The sequence below is a fragment of the Phenylobacterium sp. genome (assembly GCF_022402485.1).
In the GTDB taxonomy this organism is placed as follows: Bacteria; Pseudomonadota; Alphaproteobacteria; order Caulobacterales; family Caulobacteraceae; genus Phenylobacterium.
Window position 1 is genome coordinate 1 of sequence record NZ_JAKRSA010000012.1, and the last position, 18,453, is coordinate 18,453.

The 18,453-nt window shown below is 66.2% G+C and carries 18 protein-coding genes and 1 pseudogene; 4 read left to right on the plus strand and 15 right to left on the minus strand.

The window, feature by feature from the left end; genetic code table 11:
- The 4 genes and pseudogenes from MH112_RS03775 to MH112_RS03790 all read right to left on the minus strand — a co-directional run.
- Positions 1–904: pseudogene (locus MH112_RS03775) on the minus strand (F0F1 ATP synthase subunit alpha); the annotation flags it as partial.
- A gap of 4 nt (positions 905–908) precedes the next feature.
- Complete coding sequence (locus tag MH112_RS03780) at positions 909–1,463, minus strand: F0F1 ATP synthase subunit delta (RefSeq protein WP_296564058.1); 555 nt, start codon at positions 1,461–1,463, stop codon at positions 909–911.
- A gap of 189 nt (positions 1,464–1,652) precedes the next feature.
- Positions 1,653–1,970, minus strand: coding sequence for a hotdog domain-containing protein (locus MH112_RS03785; protein ID WP_296564061.1), 318 nt, complete (start codon positions 1,968–1,970; stop codon positions 1,653–1,655).
- A 111-nt stretch (positions 1,971–2,081) separates the two neighbouring features.
- The gene (locus MH112_RS03790) at positions 2,082–2,420 is read right to left on the minus strand and encodes a hypothetical protein (RefSeq protein ID WP_296564063.1); all 339 of its coding nucleotides are present in this window, start codon (positions 2,418–2,420) and stop codon (positions 2,082–2,084) included.
- A gap of 313 nt (positions 2,421–2,733) precedes the next feature.
- Between MH112_RS03790 and MH112_RS03795 the strand changes: the two genes are divergently transcribed.
- The gene (locus tag MH112_RS03795) at positions 2,734–4,719 is read left to right on the plus strand and encodes a penicillin-binding protein 1A (RefSeq protein WP_296564065.1); all 1,986 of its coding nucleotides are present in this window, start codon (positions 2,734–2,736) and stop codon (positions 4,717–4,719) included.
- On the opposite strand, the gene MH112_RS03800 is transcribed toward MH112_RS03795, so the two are convergent.
- The 3 genes from MH112_RS03800 to MH112_RS03810 all read right to left on the minus strand — a co-directional run bounded on the left by MH112_RS03800 (position 4,713) and on the right by MH112_RS03810 (position 7,438).
- Positions 4,713–5,465 carry a SprT family zinc-dependent metalloprotease gene (locus MH112_RS03800; RefSeq protein ID WP_296564068.1) on the minus strand — a complete coding sequence of 251 codons (753 nt, stop codon included), beginning with the start codon at positions 5,463–5,465 and terminating at the stop codon, positions 4,713–4,715. The genes MH112_RS03795 and MH112_RS03800 overlap by 7 nt on opposite strands.
- A gap of 10 nt (positions 5,466–5,475) precedes the next feature.
- Entirely contained in the window at positions 5,476–6,747 is a 1,272-nt protein-coding gene (gene phaZ / locus MH112_RS03805; RefSeq protein ID WP_296564071.1) for a polyhydroxyalkanoate depolymerase, read from the minus strand.
- Positions 6,748–6,838: 91 nt separating this feature from the next.
- Positions 6,839–7,438 (minus strand): SCO family protein, encoded by a 600-nt coding sequence (locus MH112_RS03810; protein ID WP_296564074.1) that lies wholly within the window; start codon positions 7,436–7,438, stop codon positions 6,839–6,841.
- Positions 7,439–7,519: 81 nt separating this feature from the next.
- Between MH112_RS03810 and MH112_RS03815 the strand changes: the two genes are divergently transcribed.
- Together MH112_RS03815 and MH112_RS03820 are read left to right on the plus strand one after the other, a co-directional pair.
- Positions 7,520–8,908: an ActS/PrrB/RegB family redox-sensitive histidine kinase gene (locus MH112_RS03815; protein ID WP_296564077.1), complete on the plus strand. Its 1,389-nt coding sequence runs from the start codon at positions 7,520–7,522 to the stop codon at positions 8,906–8,908.
- 92 nt (positions 8,909–9,000) lie between these two features.
- Entirely contained in the window at positions 9,001–9,558 is a 558-nt protein-coding gene (locus tag MH112_RS03820) for an ActR/PrrA/RegA family redox response regulator transcription factor (RefSeq protein ID WP_296564080.1), read from the plus strand.
- A 7-nt stretch (positions 9,559–9,565) separates the two neighbouring features.
- On the opposite strand, the gene mmcB is transcribed toward MH112_RS03820, so the two are convergent.
- The 6 genes from mmcB to MH112_RS03850 form a co-directional block, all read right to left on the minus strand.
- Positions 9,566–10,018: a DNA repair putative endonuclease MmcB gene (mmcB, locus tag MH112_RS03825; protein ID WP_296564083.1), complete on the minus strand. Its 453-nt coding sequence runs from the start codon at positions 10,016–10,018 to the stop codon at positions 9,566–9,568.
- A gap of 61 nt (positions 10,019–10,079) precedes the next feature.
- Complete coding sequence (locus MH112_RS03830) at positions 10,080–10,628, minus strand: lipocalin family protein (protein WP_296564085.1); 549 nt, start codon at positions 10,626–10,628, stop codon at positions 10,080–10,082.
- An 87-nt stretch (positions 10,629–10,715) separates the two neighbouring features.
- Positions 10,716–11,846 (minus strand): ferritin-like domain-containing protein, encoded by a 1,131-nt coding sequence (locus MH112_RS03835; protein ID WP_296564589.1) that lies wholly within the window; start codon positions 11,844–11,846, stop codon positions 10,716–10,718.
- Positions 11,847–12,053: 207 nt separating this feature from the next.
- Positions 12,054–13,184: a ferritin-like domain-containing protein gene (locus MH112_RS03840; RefSeq protein ID WP_296564087.1), complete on the minus strand. Its 1,131-nt coding sequence runs from the start codon at positions 13,182–13,184 to the stop codon at positions 12,054–12,056.
- 106 nt (positions 13,185–13,290) lie between these two features.
- On the minus strand, positions 13,291–13,746 hold the full coding sequence (locus tag MH112_RS03845; RefSeq protein WP_296564090.1) for a metallopeptidase family protein: 456 nt from the start codon (positions 13,744–13,746) through the stop codon (positions 13,291–13,293).
- Entirely contained in the window at positions 13,743–14,333 is a 591-nt protein-coding gene (locus MH112_RS03850; RefSeq protein ID WP_296564093.1) for a hypothetical protein, read from the minus strand. Before MH112_RS03850 ends, MH112_RS03845 begins: the two co-directional genes overlap by 4 nt.
- A gap of 122 nt (positions 14,334–14,455) precedes the next feature.
- Between MH112_RS03850 and MH112_RS03855 the strand changes: the two genes are divergently transcribed.
- A complete protein-coding gene (locus MH112_RS03855; RefSeq protein WP_296564094.1) occupies positions 14,456–16,777 on the plus strand; it encodes a PAS domain-containing sensor histidine kinase in 2,322 nt (773 codons plus the stop codon).
- Between the two features lie 51 nt (positions 16,778–16,828).
- Here MH112_RS03855 and MH112_RS03860 read toward each other — a convergent pair whose 3' ends face one another.
- Positions 16,829–17,149 carry a 2Fe-2S iron-sulfur cluster-binding protein gene (locus MH112_RS03860; protein ID WP_296564096.1) on the minus strand — a complete coding sequence of 107 codons (321 nt, stop codon included), beginning with the start codon at positions 17,147–17,149 and terminating at the stop codon, positions 16,829–16,831.
- 20 nt (positions 17,150–17,169) lie between these two features.
- Positions 17,170–18,399: an FAD-dependent oxidoreductase gene (locus MH112_RS03865; protein WP_296564101.1), complete on the minus strand. Its 1,230-nt coding sequence runs from the start codon at positions 18,397–18,399 to the stop codon at positions 17,170–17,172.
- Positions 18,400–18,453: the final 54 nt, after the last annotated feature.

The window sequence follows — 18,453 nt, forward strand, 5'->3', positions numbered from 1 at the left end:
GGTAGAACACGTCGCCCGGATAGGCTTCGCGGCCCGGCGGGCGGCGCAGCAGCAGGGACATCTGGCGATAGGCCACCGCCTGCTTGGACAGGTCGTCATAGATGATCACGGCATGCATGCCGTTGTCGCGGAACCACTCGCCCATGGCGCAGCCAGCGAAGGGAGCCAGGAACTGCAAGGGAGCAGGCTCGGACGCCGTCGCCGCCACCACGATGGTGTATTCCAGGGCACCGCGCTCTTCGAGGGTCTTGACGATCTGAGCGACGGTGGAGCGCTTCTGGCCGATGGCCACATAGATGCAGTAGAGCTTCTGGCCCTCATCACCCGAGGCGTTGACCGCCTTCTGGTTCAGAATGGCGTCGATGGCCACGGCGGTCTTGCCGGTCTGGCGGTCGCCAATGATCAGCTCGCGCTGGCCGCGCCCCACGGGGATCAGGGCGTCGATGGCCTTCAGACCGGTCTGCACCGGCTCGTGCACGGACTTGCGCGGGATGATGCCTGGTGCCTTGACGTCGGCGCGACGGCGCTCGGTAGCGACGATCGGACCCTTGCCGTCGATGGGCTCACCCAGGGGGTTGACCACCCGGCCCAGCAGACCCTTGCCCACCGGCACGTCCACGATCTCGCCAAGACGACGGACTTCGTCACCTTCACCGATGGCGCGGTCATCGCCGAAGATCACGACGCCGACATTGTCCCGCTCGAGGTTCAGGGCCATGCCCTTCACGCCCGCCTTGGGGAACTCGACCATTTCGCCCGCCTGGACGTTGTCGAGGCCGAAGACCCGGGCAATGCCGTCGCCGACGGAGAGCACCTGACCGACGTCGGAAACGTCAGCTTCTTCGCCGAAATTGGCGATCTGCGACTTGAGGATGGCCGAAATCTCGGCGGCGCGGATGTCCATGTTCTTACGCTCTCTTGAGGGCGAATTTCAGCGAGTCGAGCTTCGTACCCAGCGAAGCGTCGAACAGACGGGAGCCGACCCGGACCTTGATTCCGCCAAGAATGGACGGATCAACCTGGGTCTCAATTTCAGGATCCTTGCCCAGCGCCTGGCGCAGGGCCTGGGCAACACCCTGGGCCTGGGCCTTGGTGAGGGGCATGGCGGTGGTCACATGCGCCGAAACGACGCCGCGACGCTCGGCCGAAAGGGCCTGGAAGGCGTTGATGACCGACGAGAGGGCCGACGCCCGCCCATTGGCCGTAATCAAGCCCAAAAACTTACGGGTGGTCGGATCAAATCCGGCCTTTGCCGCCACGGCCAGCAGGCCCTTGGCCTTGTCCTGGGCGCTGAAGACAGGCGACGCCAGCAGGATGCGCAGATCCCGGCTGTCAGCCATCATGGCTTTCAGCGACTTGAGGTCGCCTTCTACCGCCGCAATCTTGTTCTCGTCGTCCGCGAGGTCGAACAGGGCTCGGGCATATCTGCCCCCCACATTCGAAGTCCTGGAATCGTCCGCCACTATGTGTCCGCCCGGTGCGTGTCTAAAAGCCACTGCGAAGGAATCTTCGCCCCAGCTAAAGGCTTGAAAGCGCTTGAAAAAGCACGGTGCCGAAAGCGGATGCCCGCCCCCGACCCTAAGCCGCGCGCCTGATAGCACGCGATTTTAGGCGCCGCAACCGAACCAGCGCATGGGAATCGGGCCATCGGCCTAAGGGTGGCCAGGAACCTCGACCCGACGAAAGACGGCCGAGCCCGTGGCGGCCAGGGCACCATTGGCCTTCAGCACCCGGCCATGGGCAAAGACAAGGGTTCGGGTGGCCCGTTCGACCGCCGCCTCCAGGGTCACGGTCTCCCCGGCTTGAAGGGGAAAACCGTAGTCCAGCGTGAGGGAGACCGGCGAGAGGGTCTCACCGCTGACCGCGGCCAGGGCGGCCTCCAGCAGGGCTGCAGCGGCACCCGGCCCGGCAGGGACCTGGCCTGAGCTGACCGTGGGGGCGGAAGGGGAAGCTGTGAATGAGGAGGTCATGACAGCCGCCATTTACGGCGCTCTCCACAAAAGGAAAGGGCGCCGGAGGTCCGGCGCCCAGTTTGGCAGGCTCAACACTCAGCTGGGAGCTGGTTCATCAAAGGCCGCTGGTCAGGGCATGGGGGCCTTGGCTGACGCAGGCGCGGCCGCATTGCAGGCCTCAAGCCGGGCCGCATCAAAGGCCCGGGTGCCGGACTCAAAGGCCGTCAAGGGCCCGAAGCGGCCGGCGATATCCTTGCACGTCGACGGAATAAAGGTGCGGCTGTTGGAAACGGTGGCGACGCAGGCCTCGCCCTCACACACAAACACCGCACCACCGGCCACCAATCGGGTCCGCTCGGCCACGGGCTGGCCAAGTTTGGCGGTAACCAGGGTCTGGGCGGCCGCCTGGCCGGCCAGGGTGAGGGTCAGAAGGGCCGCGGCGGCGGTCAGGGTCGAACGGATCATCATGGCGTATCTCCGGCATTGGGGAGGGGGCGGCGCAGGATGAGCGCCGGCTGGTCCGAGCCCCTGCGCTATCCCCAGCGGCAGACCCTCGAACTAAGCGTTGCTAAGATAACGCTGTTAAGATCGATCGCAACCACCATTTGTGCAGGCCTGCCATGCAGGTTTGGAGGGTTGGGGCGATTGGGCGATGAGGATGAGCCGCCCTTGAACCGTCCCGTTCATCCCCCATCAATCCTGTCGCGCCTCTTGTGGGCTTCGGATAAAGAAAACCGCGCCTGGGCGCACCCCTGCAAAAGCACCAATGGCTGGGATCAAGATGGCCAACCCACAAACGCCAAGATCGCAGCGGCCCGCCAGCGGGGGCCGGACCCGGCGGACCCCGGCCCAGGCCATCCTTTACTGGTCAGCCGTTTTGTCAGTCTGGGGCCTGATCTTCATTGCGGCCTTCTTCGCGGTTTTCGCCGTAGACCTGCCCGACACCTCCAAGCTGTTTGAGGTCGAGCGCCAGCCGTCTGTCGCCTATCTGGACCGGTCTGGTGCCCTGGTGGCCGTTCGGGGTTCGCAATATGCCCCGCCGGTGGACCTGGACACCCTGCCCGACTACGTCCCCCAGGCCTTCATCGCCATCGAGGATCGCTGGTTCTATTGGCACCCCGGCTTCAACCCCTGGGGCATCGTCCGCTCGCAGATCTACAACATGACCAGCGATGGGGGCCCCTTGCGGGGAGGCTCGACCATCACCCAGCAGTTGGCCCGCAACCTCTTTCTGACGCCGGCCCAGACCTATCGCCGCAAGGCCCAGGAGCTGATTCTCGCTGTGTGGCTGGAGCTCAAATTCTCCAAGAAGGAAATCCTCGAGCTCTATCTGAACCGGGTCTATTTCGGTGGAGGGGCCTATGGGATCGAGGCCGCTTCCCAGCGCTATTTCAATAAGCCAGCGCCGCAGCTGACCATCGGGGAATCGGCGTTGCTGGCCGGCATGATGAAGGGCCCCTCACGCTACAGCCCCGTCTCAGCCACCGAACGCGCTGCCCGGCGCGCCACCATCGTTCTCGATGAGATGGTCCGGCACGGGGCGATCACCGAGGCCGAGCGGGCTGAAGCCTTCAACAATCCTGTCCGGGTCAATCCGACCCTGGCCAACCAGCGGGCCCAGTATTTTGTCGACTGGCTCGATGTGGAGGTTCGGGCCCTGGTGGGCGAGCCGACCGACGACCTGGTGGTCGAGACCACCCTCGACCTGCCGATCCAGACGGCCGCCGAGCAAGCCGTTCGCCGCGGCGTCGCCGCAGGTGCCGACCAGGGAATCGGCCAGGGCGCCCTGGTGGCCCTGGATGGCGAAGGTCGGGTTCGGGCCTATGTGGGCGGGGCCGACTATGCCGAAAGCCAGTTTGACCGGGCCGCCATGGCCCAGCGCCAGGCCGGATCGGCCTTCAAGCCCTTTGTCTATCTGACCGCCATGGAGCAGGGCCGGACCCCCAATGTCCGGATGGTCGACGAGCCCCTTCGCATCGGCGACTGGCAACCGCAAAACTACAACGGCGAGTTCCGCGGGGAAATGTCCCTGGAGCAGGCCCTGGCCCAGTCGACCAACACCATCGCCGCGCGCCTGGCTGGCGAGGTTGGCACTGGCAATGTGGCGACCACCGCCCGGCGGCTCGGGATCACGGGCAAGATCCAGCTGGACCCGTCCATGGCCCTGGGCGCCGTCGAGGTCACGCCCCTGCAGATGGCCCAGGCCTATGCGCCTTTCGCCAATGGCGGCTTCAAGGCGCAGGGCTATGGCATCGAGCGCATCCGGACGGCCGACGGCCGGGTGCTCTATGATCACAATGTCGACAAGCCTCAGCGGCAGGCCGTGATCGGGTCTCCGGCGCTGCAGTACATGAACCAGATGATGCGCGGGGTCGTCACCAACGGAACGGGCACAGCAGCCCAGGTCCCCAACTACGATCTGGCCGGAAAAACCGGCACCACCAACGATTATCGGGACGCCTGGTTCGTGGGCTATACTGGCGGCTTTGTGGCGGCGGTCTGGGTGGGCAAGGACGACAACACCACCATGCGTCGGGTGTCCGGCGGCGGTGCCCCGGCTAGGATCTGGCGGGATTTCATGGGCGCAGCCCTGCCCCGGCTCAATGCCCAGCCGATCCCCGGCGGAGTTATTGAAGCCCCCCCGACAGCCCCGGCGGTCGATCCCATCGGCGACCTGCTGGATGGCGTTGGCGGTATGATCGACAGCAGCCCTGCGCCGGCCCAGCCTGCCCCAGTTCAAGGCGCGGGCGAGTCGATTCCCTACTGAGCCGAGACGCCGGCACCGACGGCATGCAGCCGCGCCCCATGGGCTCTCAGCCAGGCACGATGCGGGGCGGGGTCGCCGATCAGGGCCTCCACCAGCGCCCAGAAGCGCGGCCCGTGGTTGAGCTCCAGCAGGTGGGCGCACTCGTGGGCCGCCACATAGTCGGCCACCGGCAGGGGGGCCAGGGCCAGCCGCCACGAATAGCGGATCACGGCGGGCCCGCCGCCGACAGACGGCTTGCACGACCCCCACCGGGACCGGGCGTCAGTGAGCGCCACCTTGGGCATCGGTGCCCCCAGGGCCCCGGCGTGGATCCGTGTGAGGTCGCTCAGCCCTTCCAGCGCGCGACGACGCAGGAGCCTTTGGACGGCGCGGGAGAAGCCTTCCCCCTCGCCTTGCGCGGTGATCTCGTCAGGGGCCTCGCCCGTGGCCGTCAGCCAACGGGCGCGGCCCGGCGCATAAGCCAGCCGCACGGTTTGCCCCATGACCGTTAGCTCAGCACCGGGGATCAGAGGCTGGGGGGCGGGAAGCTCAGCCAGACGCGCACTGATCCAGTCGATCCGGTCCCGGGCGAAGGCGGCCGCCTCGGCAAGGCGGCGCAGGGATGGGGCGGTGGCCACAACCTCGCGGCGGCTGCGGTCCAGGCGCAAGGAGACCCGTCGCGCCCGGGCGTGAACGCTCAGGCGGATGACCGCGCCAGCGATCTCGATCCGGTCGCCATCGGAAAAGGTGCGGCCAAAGGGACTCATGCCCTCGGATTTAGGGGCGGTCGGCGGTGTTGTGGAAGCGGCTTTCGTGCAGGGCGATGAACTCCCGCACCCGAGGATAGATTTCTTCCCGGAACCGGCGGCCGTTGAACACCCCGTAATGGCCCACATGGGGCTGAATGTAATCGGCCTTCAGATCGCCGGGCAGGTTGGCGCAGAGGTCGTGGGCCGCCTGGGTCTGGCCTATCCCAGAGATGTCATCATTCTCCCCTTCGACGGTGAGCAGGGCGACATCTGTGATCTGGCCGGGATCCACGCGCCGGCCCCGGTGCACCAGCTCCCCCTTGGGCAGCAGGTAGCGCTGGAACACGTAGTCCACGGTCTGGAGATAGAATTCTTCGGTCAGGTCCAGGACCGACAGATACTCGTCGTAGAACTCCAGGTGCTTGTCGGCGGAGTCCCCATCATCGGCCATCAGGTGGTCCAGATACTTCAGATGGGCCTCCTTATGACGGTCGAGGTTCATCGACATGAAGGAGTAGAGCTGGACAAAGCCCGGATAGACCCGTCGGCCCATGCCCGGATAGGGCGGCGGCGCGGTATAGATCATGTTCGAGGCGAACCAGGCGAAGGGACGTTGCTCCGCCAGTTGGTTGGTCACCGTTGGCGAAAACCGCGCATCAATGGGCGAGCCCATATAGGTCATGGAGGCCGGACGGGCGTCGTCATTGTCCTCCGCCATCAGGCTGACGGCGGCCAGTACCGGCGGGCCAGGCTGGCAGACGGCCACCACATGGGCCCGCGGACCGACCACCTGCAGCATCTGGCGCACATGGTCGATATAGTCGTGGAAGTCGAAGCGCCCCTCGAGCACGGGCACCGAGCGGGCGTTCTCCCACTCGGTCACATAGACCTCGTGGTCCGGCAGGAAGGCCTGAACCGTACCGCGCAGGAGGGTCGCATAGTGCCCCGACAGCGGCGCGACGATCAGCACACTGGGCTGTATGGCTCGCGCACCGGCCCGGCGCAGGGCACCGGGGTCCCTGGCGAAATGGGTCAGCTTTACCCAGGGCGAGCTCCAGACCGTCTTGGCCGCTACGGGCACCGACTGACCACCGATCGTCGTGGCATCAATGCCCCACTCGGGCCGTCGATAGCGTCGGGTGATGTTGGAGAACAGGTCAGCCGTGGCGAAGATTCGCCGGCCAAGGTCGGTGTTTCGCGCCGGATTCAGCGGCGAACTCCAGAAATCGCGGGTCAACTGCGCCGTCAGACGAAGGGGCGCGGCCCCGTAATAGCTGGTCTCGTGCAGGGTGTAGAGCATCTGCGAGGGATCCTTGTGCGCCGCAGCATAACACGGGGAGCCTTAACGGAGTCCAGCCATGGTCGATTTCCAGGGCCGGGAGGTGTGCGCGTCAGCCTCCCGCCATGGCCTCACGGATCAGCCGGGCCATCTCATCGGGGGCGATGCCATAGGCCAGAACCCGATTGAATCGCCCCTTGGGATCCATCAGATAGGCCGCCGTCGAATGGTCGACGGTGTAGTCGGGCCCCTCGCCGGACTTGCGGTAGAAGACATAGTAGGACTTGGCCACCTGCTCGATCTGTTCGGGCGAACCGGTGAGGCCGATCACCCCATCGGGAAAGGCGTCCAGGCTGAGATAGGTCTTCAGCTGCTCTGGGGTATCGCGCTCCGGGTCCACGGAAATGAACACCGTCTGCAATTCGTCTGCCCTCGGTCCCAACTGGGCCTGGGCGGCAGACACCGACTGCAGCGTGGCCGGGCAGATGTCGGGGCAATAGGTGAAGCCGAAGAACACGATGCTCCAGCGCCCCTCAAGAATCGACTGGTCCACCGTCTGCCCATCCTGGTTCACCAGCTCGAAGGGGCCACCCACATCAGCCTGGGTGTGCGATCCGGTGGTTGGGGCCTCGATCCGCCAGAACAGGGCCGCACCGGCCGCGAGGCCAAGCGCCGCCACCAGGGCGATGATCATCAGAGCGCGTTTCGACATGGGCGCGGCCTTTGGCAAGGGGAGGCGATCTCTCGTTTGGGGCTCGCCAGGACCGCCGATCTCGGTGATCCTGTCTGAGCCATGGCCCTGAAGAACGACGGATCGGCGGGCCTGAAGGATCCCTTGGGTCTGGATAGGCAAAGCACCGCCCTACTGCAAGGTGAGCTCGCCTGGGACGAAGCTGTCGTCGGCCAGGGCCGCCTGCGGATTCGCACGGTTGTCACCCTGCGCTGGTGGCTTCTGTCGCTGCAGGGGGCCGGGCTTGTCCTGGAATCCACGGTGCAGCAGATCCCGGCCCCCTACGCCATCTGCTTTGGCATGCTGGGTCTGATCGCCTGGCTCAACCTCCTGGTCAGCCATGCCAGCCCTGGGCAGCGGCTGCTGCATCCCGCCGAAGCCGCCCTGCAGCTGGGCTTTGATGTGGTCTGGATCGCCGGCCTGGCCGCCCTGACCGGCGGGATCGTCAACCCCTTCGTGATCCTTGTCCTGCCGCCGCTGGCCTTGGCCGCCGCTACCTTGCCCTTTCGACCGACGGCGGTTCTGGGCGCGGTCGCGGCCGGCGCTCTGCTGGTGGTCAGCGTTCTGGCCCCGCCCCTCGCCGACATGGGCACCACAGACTATGCCTTTGGGGGTCAGTTGGCGGCCCTGTTTGCCCTGTTGCTGGCCATGGGGATCACCACCACCTTTGTGCGCGAGGCGGCCCAGGAAACCGCCCGCCGCGCCCTGGCTCTGGATGTCACTCAGGCTGTTCTGGCCCGGGAACGAAGACTGTCAGCCCTGGGGGGGCTGGCCGCCGCCGCCGCCCATGAACTGGGCACCCCCCTCGCCACCATCGCCATCGTCGCCAAGGAGATGGCCCGGGAAGCCACGGATGCCCAGGTCCGTGAGGACGCCGAACTGCTGATGGCCCAGGCCCAGCGCTGCCGGGAAATTCTGGCCCGCCTGACCCAGACGCCCGGGGCCTCCGATGAGGTTCATGAACGGATGAGCCTGCTGCAACTGTTGCAGGAGGTGATCGAGCCTCACCGGGACGTAAAGGGCGTCAGACTGGAGGCCATCGTCACCGGTGCCCCGGGTGCGGGTTCGGTTTCGGCCAAGCCCGCGATCAAGCGCATGCCGGAGGTCGTCCACGCGATTTCCTCTTTCGTCGAGAATGCCGTGGACTTCGCCGCGTCCGAGGTGCTGGTCACGGCGAGGTTCGACGCTGACACCATCTCCTTGGAGGTCCGCGATGACGGACCTGGCATCGCGCCCGAGATTCTGGCCCGGCTCGGGGAGCCCTACGTCACCAGCCGTCCAGGGGCCGAAGGCTCCCGCACGGGCCATGTGGGCATGGGGCTGGGCTTTTTCATTTCCAAAACCCTGCTTGAGCGCACCGGGGCCAAGGTCAGTTTCCAGAACGGTCGCCCCCGAGGTGCTGTTGTATCGGTCCGCTGGCCCCGAAGCCGCATTGAGTCTGGCCGTGTGTAGCCCTGGGAAACGCCCCCCCTTGCCCAAGGGACCCGGTGCACGCCAATATCCCTGCACGCACCGAGGGAGGCCCGCACGCGCGGGTGGCGGCGATGACCGACCTGAGCACCCAGATCGAGGGCCTGGCCGACAAGAGCCTGCTTCTGCTCGATGATGACGTCGCCCTGCGCACCCGCCTCGGGCGCGCCCTTGAAGGCCGTGGGTTCGAGCCGGTGCTGGCCGCCAGCGTCACCGAGGCCCTGGCGGCGGTGAAGGTCTTCCCGCCAGCCTTCGCCGTTCTGGACATGCGGCTGGAAGATGGGACGGGGCTGAAGGTGGTCGAGGCCGTGCGCGAAGCCCGCCCCGACGCCAAGATCATCATGTTGACCGGCTATGGGAACATCGCCACCGCCGTAGCCGCGGTTAAGGCCGGGGCCGTGGATTATCTGTCAAAGCCCGCCGACGCCGATGATGTGGCCCGGGCCCTGCTGGCCCTGCCGGGGGATGTGGCGGCCCCGCCGGACAATCCCATGAGCGCCGACCGGGTGCGCTGGGAGCATATCCAGCGGGTCTATGAACTCTGCGGCCACAATGTCTCTGAAACCGCCCGGCGGCTGAACATGCATCGGCGCACCCTGCAGCGGATTTTGGCCAAGCGCGCGCCGCGCTGATCCCCGGTCACAGACTGAGGCTGGCCCCTGCCCGCAGGGCCGCCAGCCGCCCAAAGGCCACGGTCAAGGCCTTGCGCCTGGCCCCCGCCAGGGTCGCCACCGGTGCCTCCCGCAGCACCGCGCCGCCAAAGGCGTCGGCCACGATCAGCCCGGGGTCTTCAGGCAGGATGTCCTGGGGAAACTCCGGCGCCACGGCGAAGGCGAAGGCATCGCAATAGGGCTCATATTCCCGCCATTTCTGGTCGGCGCGGTAGTCTTCCAGCCCCGATTTCACCTCGACGATGAACAGGTCACCCCGCCGCCCAAGCGCCATCAGGTCAGCTCTGCGCCCATTGGGCAGACAGACCTCAGTGAGCGGCGCATAGCCCAGCGCCGCCAGCAGGCGGGCCGCCCCCCGCGTCACCGCCTGGGTGATCTCAGGTCGGGTGGTTGGGGCGTATGTGGTGAGAACCAGATCCATACCCCACCATGTTCGGGCTTCGTTCTCCGCGCAAGGGGTCTGTCGTGGCGGGCGCGCGGGCCTATTGAACCTGCTGGGGGAATTCCAGTTTCGAGGTGTCGTAGCCCAGCTGGCGGATCCGGGCGATGGCCTGGTTGCGCACGGCAGCGCTGAGCTGCGGGGCCTTGGACAGGAGCCAGACATAGTTGCCCCCCGGCGTGCCCATGATCAGCCAGCCCTCGTCGGTGCGATGGTCGAGGACCCAGTACTCCTGGTTCATGACGCCGCCGAAGAAGCTGAGCTTGAACTTGGCGTTCTTCACCGGATCGACAGGCGTGGCGCTGGCCTTCCATTCCTTCTTCGGGCCATCCGGGGTGCCCCGGCGACAGGTCTGGATCACAGAATAACCTGCACCGGCGCGGGTCCAGTCGGCAGTGGCGGCCTCACAGGCCCTCTGCATGGCGTTGGGGGTGCGGGCCACCTCGTACCAGCGGCCGGTCATCTTGGTCAGCTCGACCCGATTGGCCGGCTCAGGGGCTGCTGCATGCACCATCGTTGTCTGACCAGCCAACAGGGCGAAGGCCAGCAGAAGCGGCGGGACGATGGAGGACGGGATGGTGGCGCGCGACATGTCGGCAACCTAGAAAAACAATGCGCCAGGAACAAGGACGCCCGCCGAGATCCTCGGCGGGCGTCGCAGGCTTGCCTGAACCACAGCCTATTCGGCGGCGATGGTGACGGGCTTTAGGGCCCGCTCCTTGAAGTTGATGGCCTGGAGATAGATGATGCCTTCCTCGGCAATGTCGTCGCCGACCATGCGGTCGCCTTCGTTCTTCAGCTCTTCCATGTCCACATACATGCCGTAGAAGGCCCGGGTGCGGTCGGTGATGATCCCGGCGTTCAGCAGAGTCTTGATCAACACGCGGAAGATGTTGGTGGACTCCTTCATGTCCTCCCGACGGGCCTCGTCGGTGGCCAGGAGCTGGATCTCGGCGAGGACCCGGTCGGGATCGAGGCCGAACTCCTCATAGAGATCCCGCTGCTCGCTGGGGGACACGAGGTTGAACAGCAGCACCTGGAAACAATGGGCCGCCCAGTCCTCGATGATCTCGTGTTCCTGCGGGCTCAGCTTGGGGATGGTGCGGTCGGCCCAGATCTTCCCGAACTTGTGGTGGAAGGCCTCGTCGGTCATGACCAGCTGCATCAGCTTGCGGCCCAGGGGATCATTGAGCTTCTGGTAGAAGGTGGCGAAGGCGCCCATGGCGAGGCCTTCCACCAGCATCTGCATGCCAATGATCTTCTTATAGACCTCCGGGCTGCCGATGATGTCCACCAGCAGGGTCTGCAGCACCTGGGTGCATTCCACCGGCCGGCCCCAGCGGGCCTTGATGTACTTGGCAAAGGCCGTGACGTGGCGGGCCTCTTCCCGGGTCTGGTTGGCGGCGTATTCCTGCGCCCCCTGGTCCAGGAGGACGTGGCAGAGGCTGGCCGACAGGTTCAGGGCCCCCTGCTCGCCGTGCAGGATCGAGGAGAAGGACCGCAGCAGCGACTTGTTGATGAACTGGGCCCGGAGGCTCGGGGTGTTCAGGTGGTTGCTGACATATTCGGTCTGCAGGGCGACGTTCAGTTCCTCGGGCACCAAGGGCTGGTTGTCCATGTCCCAGGGCTCATCGAAGTCGATGTACTTCTTGTCCAGCGGATCCCAGAAATGATCGTGGGTGGCCGAGATGATCTTGTCGAAGGCGGTCGAGCGGTTGTTGTAGCGGTCCAGCTCGAGCATCGACTCGAAGTCATCGGGGGCCACGGCGTCGTAGATCAGGTCCTTGGTGATGTTGCCGTCGGCGGCCATGGGATCCTCCTGAGGGTTCTGGGCGGTGTGGGCGACCTCACCGACAGGGAGGCGGTCGGTCACCACTTTAACGTGGGCGGGAGCCTGACTCGATGACCGACGTTCGTCAAAGGAATCCGTGACGCCGGCGTCAGTTTTGCGTTCGAACATGAAAAACGCCCGCCGGGGTTCCGACGGGCGTTGATCAAAGACAGATCCGAAGGGGACCTATTCGGCGGCGATGGTCACCGGCGCGGCGTGGCGATCCTTGAAGTTGATCTCCTGGAGGTAGCGAATGCCCTCCTCGGCAATGTCGTCGCCCACCATGCGGTCGCCCTCGGCCTTCAGCTCATCCATGTCCACATAGATGGCGTAGAAGGCCCGGGTGCGGTCGGTGATGATACCGGCGTTCAGAAGAGTCTTCACCAGCACCCGGAAGATGTTGGTCTGTTCCTTCATGTTCTCCCGGCGGGTGGCATCGGTGACCATGGCGGCCATCTCGACGATCACCTTGTCGGGATCGAGACCGAACTCCTCATAGAGGTCGCGCTGCTGGCTGGGGGACACCAGGTTGAACAGAAGGGTCTGGAAGCAGTGGGCCGCCCAGTCCTCGATGATCGCGTGCTCTTCGGGGGTCAGATGCGGAATGGTCCGATCGGCCCAGATCTTGCCGAACTTGTGGTGGAAGGCCTCATCGGTCATCACCAGCTGCAGCAGCTTCTTGCCGGTCGGATCCTTGATGTTGTTGAAGAAGGTGGCGAAGGCACCCATGGCCAGGCCCTCCACCAGCATCTGCATGCCGATGATCTTCTTATAGACCTCCGGGCTGCCGATGATGTCGACCAGCAGGGTCTTGAGGGTCGGGCCGCATTCCACCGGCCGGCCCCAGCGGGCCTTGATGTACTTGGCAAAGCCGGTGACGTGCCGGGCTTCCTCGCGGGTCTGGTTGGCGGCGTATTCCTGCGCCCCCTGGTCCTTCAGCACATGGCAGAGGCTGGCCGACAGGTTCAGGGCCCCCTGCTCGCCGTGCAGGATCGAGGAGAAGGACCGCAGGGCCGACTGGTTGACGAAGCGAACCCGGGTCTTCCAGTCCGACAGGTGGTTGGAGACGTAGTCGGTGGACATGGAAATGATCATCTCCTCCGGGAGGATCATCTCGTTTTCCATGTCGAAGGGGGTGTCGAAGTCGATGTACTTCTTGTCCAGCGGATCCCAGAAGTGATCGTGGGTGGCCGAGATGATCTTGTCGAAGGCCGTCGACCGGGCGTTGTAGCGGTCGAGCTCGAGCATCGACTCGAAGTCGTCGGGCGACACCGCGTCGTAGATGATGTCCTTGGTGATGTTGCCGTCAGCGGCCATGACTTCGTCCTCCAGGAACTTGGGGCAGGCTCTGCGGCCCAGGCTCCGCACCTTGCGGGCAGCCCCCTTGATCTACACGGCAGCCTTGCAGATGAACGCCGTTCAGTCAAGAAGATGACGGGTGCGTCAACTTCTCTGCGGGGGCGTCATCATCCGCCTCCGCTGCGGCCTCAATGGCCTCGATCTGCGCGTCGGAGAGGCCGAAATGGTGGCCGATCTCGTGCACCAGGACGTGGCTGACCAGTTCCTCCAGAGTCACGTCCCCCCGGGCCGCCCACTCATCGAGGATGGGGCGGCGATAGAGCAGAACCATGGACGGGTGCGTCTCGGGATCCATCACCGAACGATGGGCCAAGTCTACCCCATGATAGAGGCCCGTGAGGTCGAAGGGATCCTCGATCTCCAGGGCGTCCAGGGTGTCTTGATCAGGAAAGTCATCCACCCGGAACAGCACATGGCCGGTCATCGCCCGAAAGGGGGCCGGCAGGCGGGCAAAGGCGGCTTCAGCGAGGTCGGCCATGTCGTCCAGGCTTGGGGCGAGCCCCGTGACGGTGCGGGTCATTCGTCAGCAATCAGGATGTGGGGGGCCTCGGGCGTGCGCACCTCGAACAGGCCGATGTCCAGGGGCTGCTGGGGCCGGACGGCGCGCAGGGGCTGACGGGTCAGGGCGTCCAGGGTTTCCCGGTCAGGCTCAGCGCCCGTCCGGCGAACCCGGCGGGCCTGGGGTCCGTCCGGGGAGAGCTCGACGGCAGCGCCGACCTTCCAGAAGGAAACCTGCAGACGCCAGACGGTGACGATCGGGTTGGCTGGCGGAGCCGGCCAACGCCGCCCCTCCAGGAGCGTCGGTTGGGCCGGTGGGGGCAAAGGGCGCCGCCGTCCCACCTGAGCGGCCAGTTCCGCCAGCCGACAGTAGCGATCCTCCGGCGGCAGGCTCAGCAGACGCCCGGGGCGGTCGTCCTCCACCTTGCCCGCATAGGCGTCCAGGGCGGCTTCCCGGCTGGCGAAGTCTGGGCCTACGGGGCGTGTCAGGAAGGTCACCGCCTCGCCGCCAGCCAGCCGCTGGGCCTCCCGTGCCCGGGCGGCCCGGCCCAAGGGGGCGGCCAGGGCGGCTTCCGCGTCAACGGCGACCGGGTAAAGGATGGCGCTCATAGGTCCATTGTCGCTCAAACTCGCGGCCCTGGGAACGGACCGTACGTGCGGCGGCTCGCTTTGGGTCCTATGTTGGCAAATGATTGATTCGCATCGGCGCAAGCGTTGTCGATGGAGTGGTGATGAACGCAGATGAACTGATCCTGGCGGCGGCCGCCGGCGCGGTGTGCCTGGCCATCTGCGCCACGGTCTGGGCTCTGGCCCAGCAACGCCTGGGGCGTCGTCGCCTGCAAGGCCTTCAAAGCCGGGTATCCGAGCTCGAGATGCGGGCCGAGGTGGCCCAGTCTTCGGCCGAAGCTTTTGACTCCGCCCTGCTGGCGGTGGAGGACGGTCGCGCGCTCCTGGCGTCTGGCGAGGAAAGTCTGGCGGTCTGCGCCACGGCCCTCGATCTGGGTGAGTCCGACGCCCAGGGCCTGGTCAACGCGCTGATGCGGGCCGACCCTGACCATGCCCGCCGATTGCGCGCCCTGTTCGAGCGGGGTGAAGCCTGCGCCTTCGAAGTGCGCGGCCCTGCTGGCGTGGTCTCCGTCGAGGGCCGGGCCGCCGGAGCCCTGGCCTGGCTGCGCCTGTCAGCGGTGATCGGCGAGGACGCCGGCCTGCCCACAGCCCCGCGCTTTGCCGCCCTGCTGGACGCCCGTCCTGGCCCGGCCTGGATCGCCTCGGCTGACGGTGCCCCGGTGTGGGTCAACGCCGCCTGGCTGGCCGCCGTGGACGCCACCAGTCTGGATGAGGCCGCCGCCAGAGGCCTGACCTTCGACAAGGCCTGTGATGAGATCGCCAGTGAGGCCGCCAATCTGGCCCAGGTGCGCGAGACCACCCGCTGGCTGACCCTCGGAGGCCGGCGTCGGGCCTTCCATGTTATCGCCAGGCCCCTGGAAGGGGGCGGGGTCGGGGTCTGGGCTGAGGACGCCACCGAGACCGAGGAGATGCGCGAAGCCCTCAAGCGTCATGTGGCCGCCCATGACGAGACCCTGAACCATATCGCTGATGCGGTGGCCATCTTCGGCGCCAACAAGAAGATGATCTTCCACAACACCGCCTTTGCCGAGCTCTGGGGTCTGGAGCCTGCCTGGCTTGGGGAGCGGCCCGGACATGGGGAGCTGCTCGACCGCCTACGCCAGCGCCGGCGGCTGCCGGAGACGGCCGACTACGTGAAGTGGCGGGCTGCAGAGCTTGACCGATACGAGGCCCTGGGCTCGAGCCCCGATGATCTCTGGAGCCTGCCCGACGGCCGCACCCTGCGGGTGGTGCGCCAGCCCCATCCCATGGGCGGGGTGCTGCTCCTGTTCTCCGACATCACCGACGAGCTGAAGCTCAAGGCGCAGTACAACGCCCTCATCCAGGTGCAGCAGGCCACCCTGGACAAGCTCAACGACGCGGTGGCGGTGTTCGGTTCCGACGGTCGACTGAGGCTGCATAACGAGGCCTTTGAGCGGTTCTGGAACGTCACCCCGATCCAGCTGGATATGGCCGTGGACTTCGAAGGCGTGGTGGAGCTCTGCGTGCCGCGCCTGCACGACCTGAACTTCTGGCGGGAGCTGAAGGGGCGGGTCGCCGACCCCGACCCTAGCGCCCGGGCACCGATTTCCGGCGAGGTGAAAACCTCAGACTCCCGGATTGTGGCCTATCAGTCGCGCCCCCTCCCTGACGGGGCCACCCTGATCGCGTTCACCGATGTCACCGACGCCCGCAAGCTGGAGAGCGCGCTGGCTGACCGGTCCGCGGCCCTGGCCGACGCCGAGCGGCTGAAGCGGGACTTTGTGGGCAATGTCTCCTATGAGCTGCGCACCCCGCTCACCACCATCATCGGCTATTCCGAGCTTCTGGAGCGGTCGGGGGAAAACCTGTCTGAACGGGGCCGGGGCCATGCCTCCGCGGTACGCATGGCCGCCACCCAGCTGGCCCGCTCCATCGATGACGTGCTGGACATGGCCCAGATTGACGCCGACGAAATGGCCCTGGATCTGGAGGATGTGCGGGTCGCCGAGCTGATCGCGGGTGCCGCTAGTCGCTGGTCCCGCGCGGCCGATGAGGGCAAGGTCATCCTTAAGGTGGATCATGCCCAGGAGATCGGGGTCATCCGGGCCGACGCCCACCGGCTGGACCAGATCCTTGATCACCTGATCGAGAATGCCATCCGTCAGACCCCGCCGGAGGGGACCATTTCCATCTCCGCCCGCCGGGCGCTGGGAGAGGTGCAACTGCAGGTCAGCGATACGGGCCGGGGCATTCCCTTCCACGTCCAGGCGCACATTTTCGACCGCTTCATTGGCCGCGAGCGGGGGGGGCCTGGCCTAGGTCTCGCCCTGGTCAAGGCACTGACGGAACTGCATGGGGGTTGGGTGGCTCTGGAAAGCGAGCCGGGCGCTGGCGCGACCTTCACCTGCCACCTGCCAGAGCTGGCCCAGGCCGAAGCGGCGTCGCATCGGGAACTGGAGTTCTAGGGTGGCCTTGCGGGCGCGCAGACGGCCTTGGCCGCGCGCGCCCCTCAAGACTTAGTGCTGGCTCTCGGGCAGCCGGACCACCAGGCCCTCAAGGGCGTCGGTGACCTTGATCTGACAAGACAGGCGGCTGTTGGGCTCAACATTCTCGGCAAAGTCGAGCATGGATTCCTCCATGGCCGAGGTGTCCCCGGTCTTGTCCTTCCAGGCGTCGTCCACATAGACGTGGCAGGTGGCGCAGGCGCAGGCACCGCCGCAGTCGGCGTCGATGCCCGGGACGTTGTTCTTCACCGCACCTTCCATCACCGTGAGCCCGGTCTTCACGTCCACGACGTGCTCGGTCCCGTCGTGCTCGATATAGGTGATCTTGGCCATGGCTCCCTTTCGCGCCGCGTTCAGGCGACGACCTCTTTCATTGAAATGCTGGGATCGGCAAGCTTGGCCTTGGACACCGCTTTGCGGTTCCCGATCAGCTGCTTGCCCATCATGAATTCCGGGGGCGAGTTAATCGCCTCCACGGATTGGATCTGGTCTCCCTTAAGATGGAAGACCGCGAACTTGCCGCTGGCTGGATCGCCCCGCAGCAGAACCTCATTAGCGTCGAACGGATAGCCCGCGATCTGGAGTTTCAGATCATACTGGTCTGACCACTGCCAGGGCACCTCGCCGGCCGGCGCGGGCCGGCCCGTGATGGCGCTGGCGGCCTGCTTGGCCTGCTCCAGGGCATTGGGCACGCTTTCCATGCGGAACATGCGCCCGTACAGCGGCATGGGCCGTTGAGCCACATCGCCGATGGCAAAGATGGCCGGGTCGGAGCTGCGGGCCTCCAGGTTGACCACCACGCCGCGGGCCGTCTCCAGCCCGGCTTCGGCGGCCAGCTCATCATTGGGAGTTGCGCCGACCCCGATCACGGCAGCGTCGCAGGGTAGCGTCCGTCCGTCGGCCAGGGTGACCCCGGTGACCTGGCCGTTTTCGCCCACAAAGCCCGTCACGCTGGCGCCCATCTCGAACACCACGCCATGGGTCTGATGCACCCCTTGGAAGAAGTCAGACAGGGCCTCGCAGGCCACCCGGGCCAAAAGGCGGGGCTCACGCTCGATGACCACCACCTCAGCGCCGAGGGCGCGGCCCGAGGCGGCGACCTCCAGGCCGATATAGCCCCCGCCGACCACGGCCAGGCGCTTGCCCGGTCCGACGGCGGCCTTCAGGGCTTCGGCATCGGCGGCGGTGCGCAGTTCCAGCAGGCCAGCCAGATCGGCACCGGGGACTGGCAGTTTGATAGCCCGGGCACCGGTGGCCAGGATCAGGATGTCATAGGCCAGCGTCGTCCCGTCGGAGAGCTCGACCAGCTTATCGGCCCGGCGGAGCTTAAGCGCCCGAAGGTTCGGGCGGAAATCGATCTGGTGCTCGGGGTAGAACTCCAGCGGCTTCAGCGCCAGGGAGTCGGCGTCAGCCTCACCCTTGAGCCAGGCCTTGGACAGGGGCGGTCGCTGATAGGGCGCCAGGGGCTCCTCCCCCACCAGGGTGATGGGGCCCGTATGACCATACTGACGCAGCAGGGCGGCGGCCGTGCCGCCGGCATGGCCTGCCCCGAGGATCACGATGTTTGCGCCTAGATCACTCATGCCGTTCCCCGATGCAGAAAAATGACGCCGGCGTCAACTTGGGAAAAGCACGGG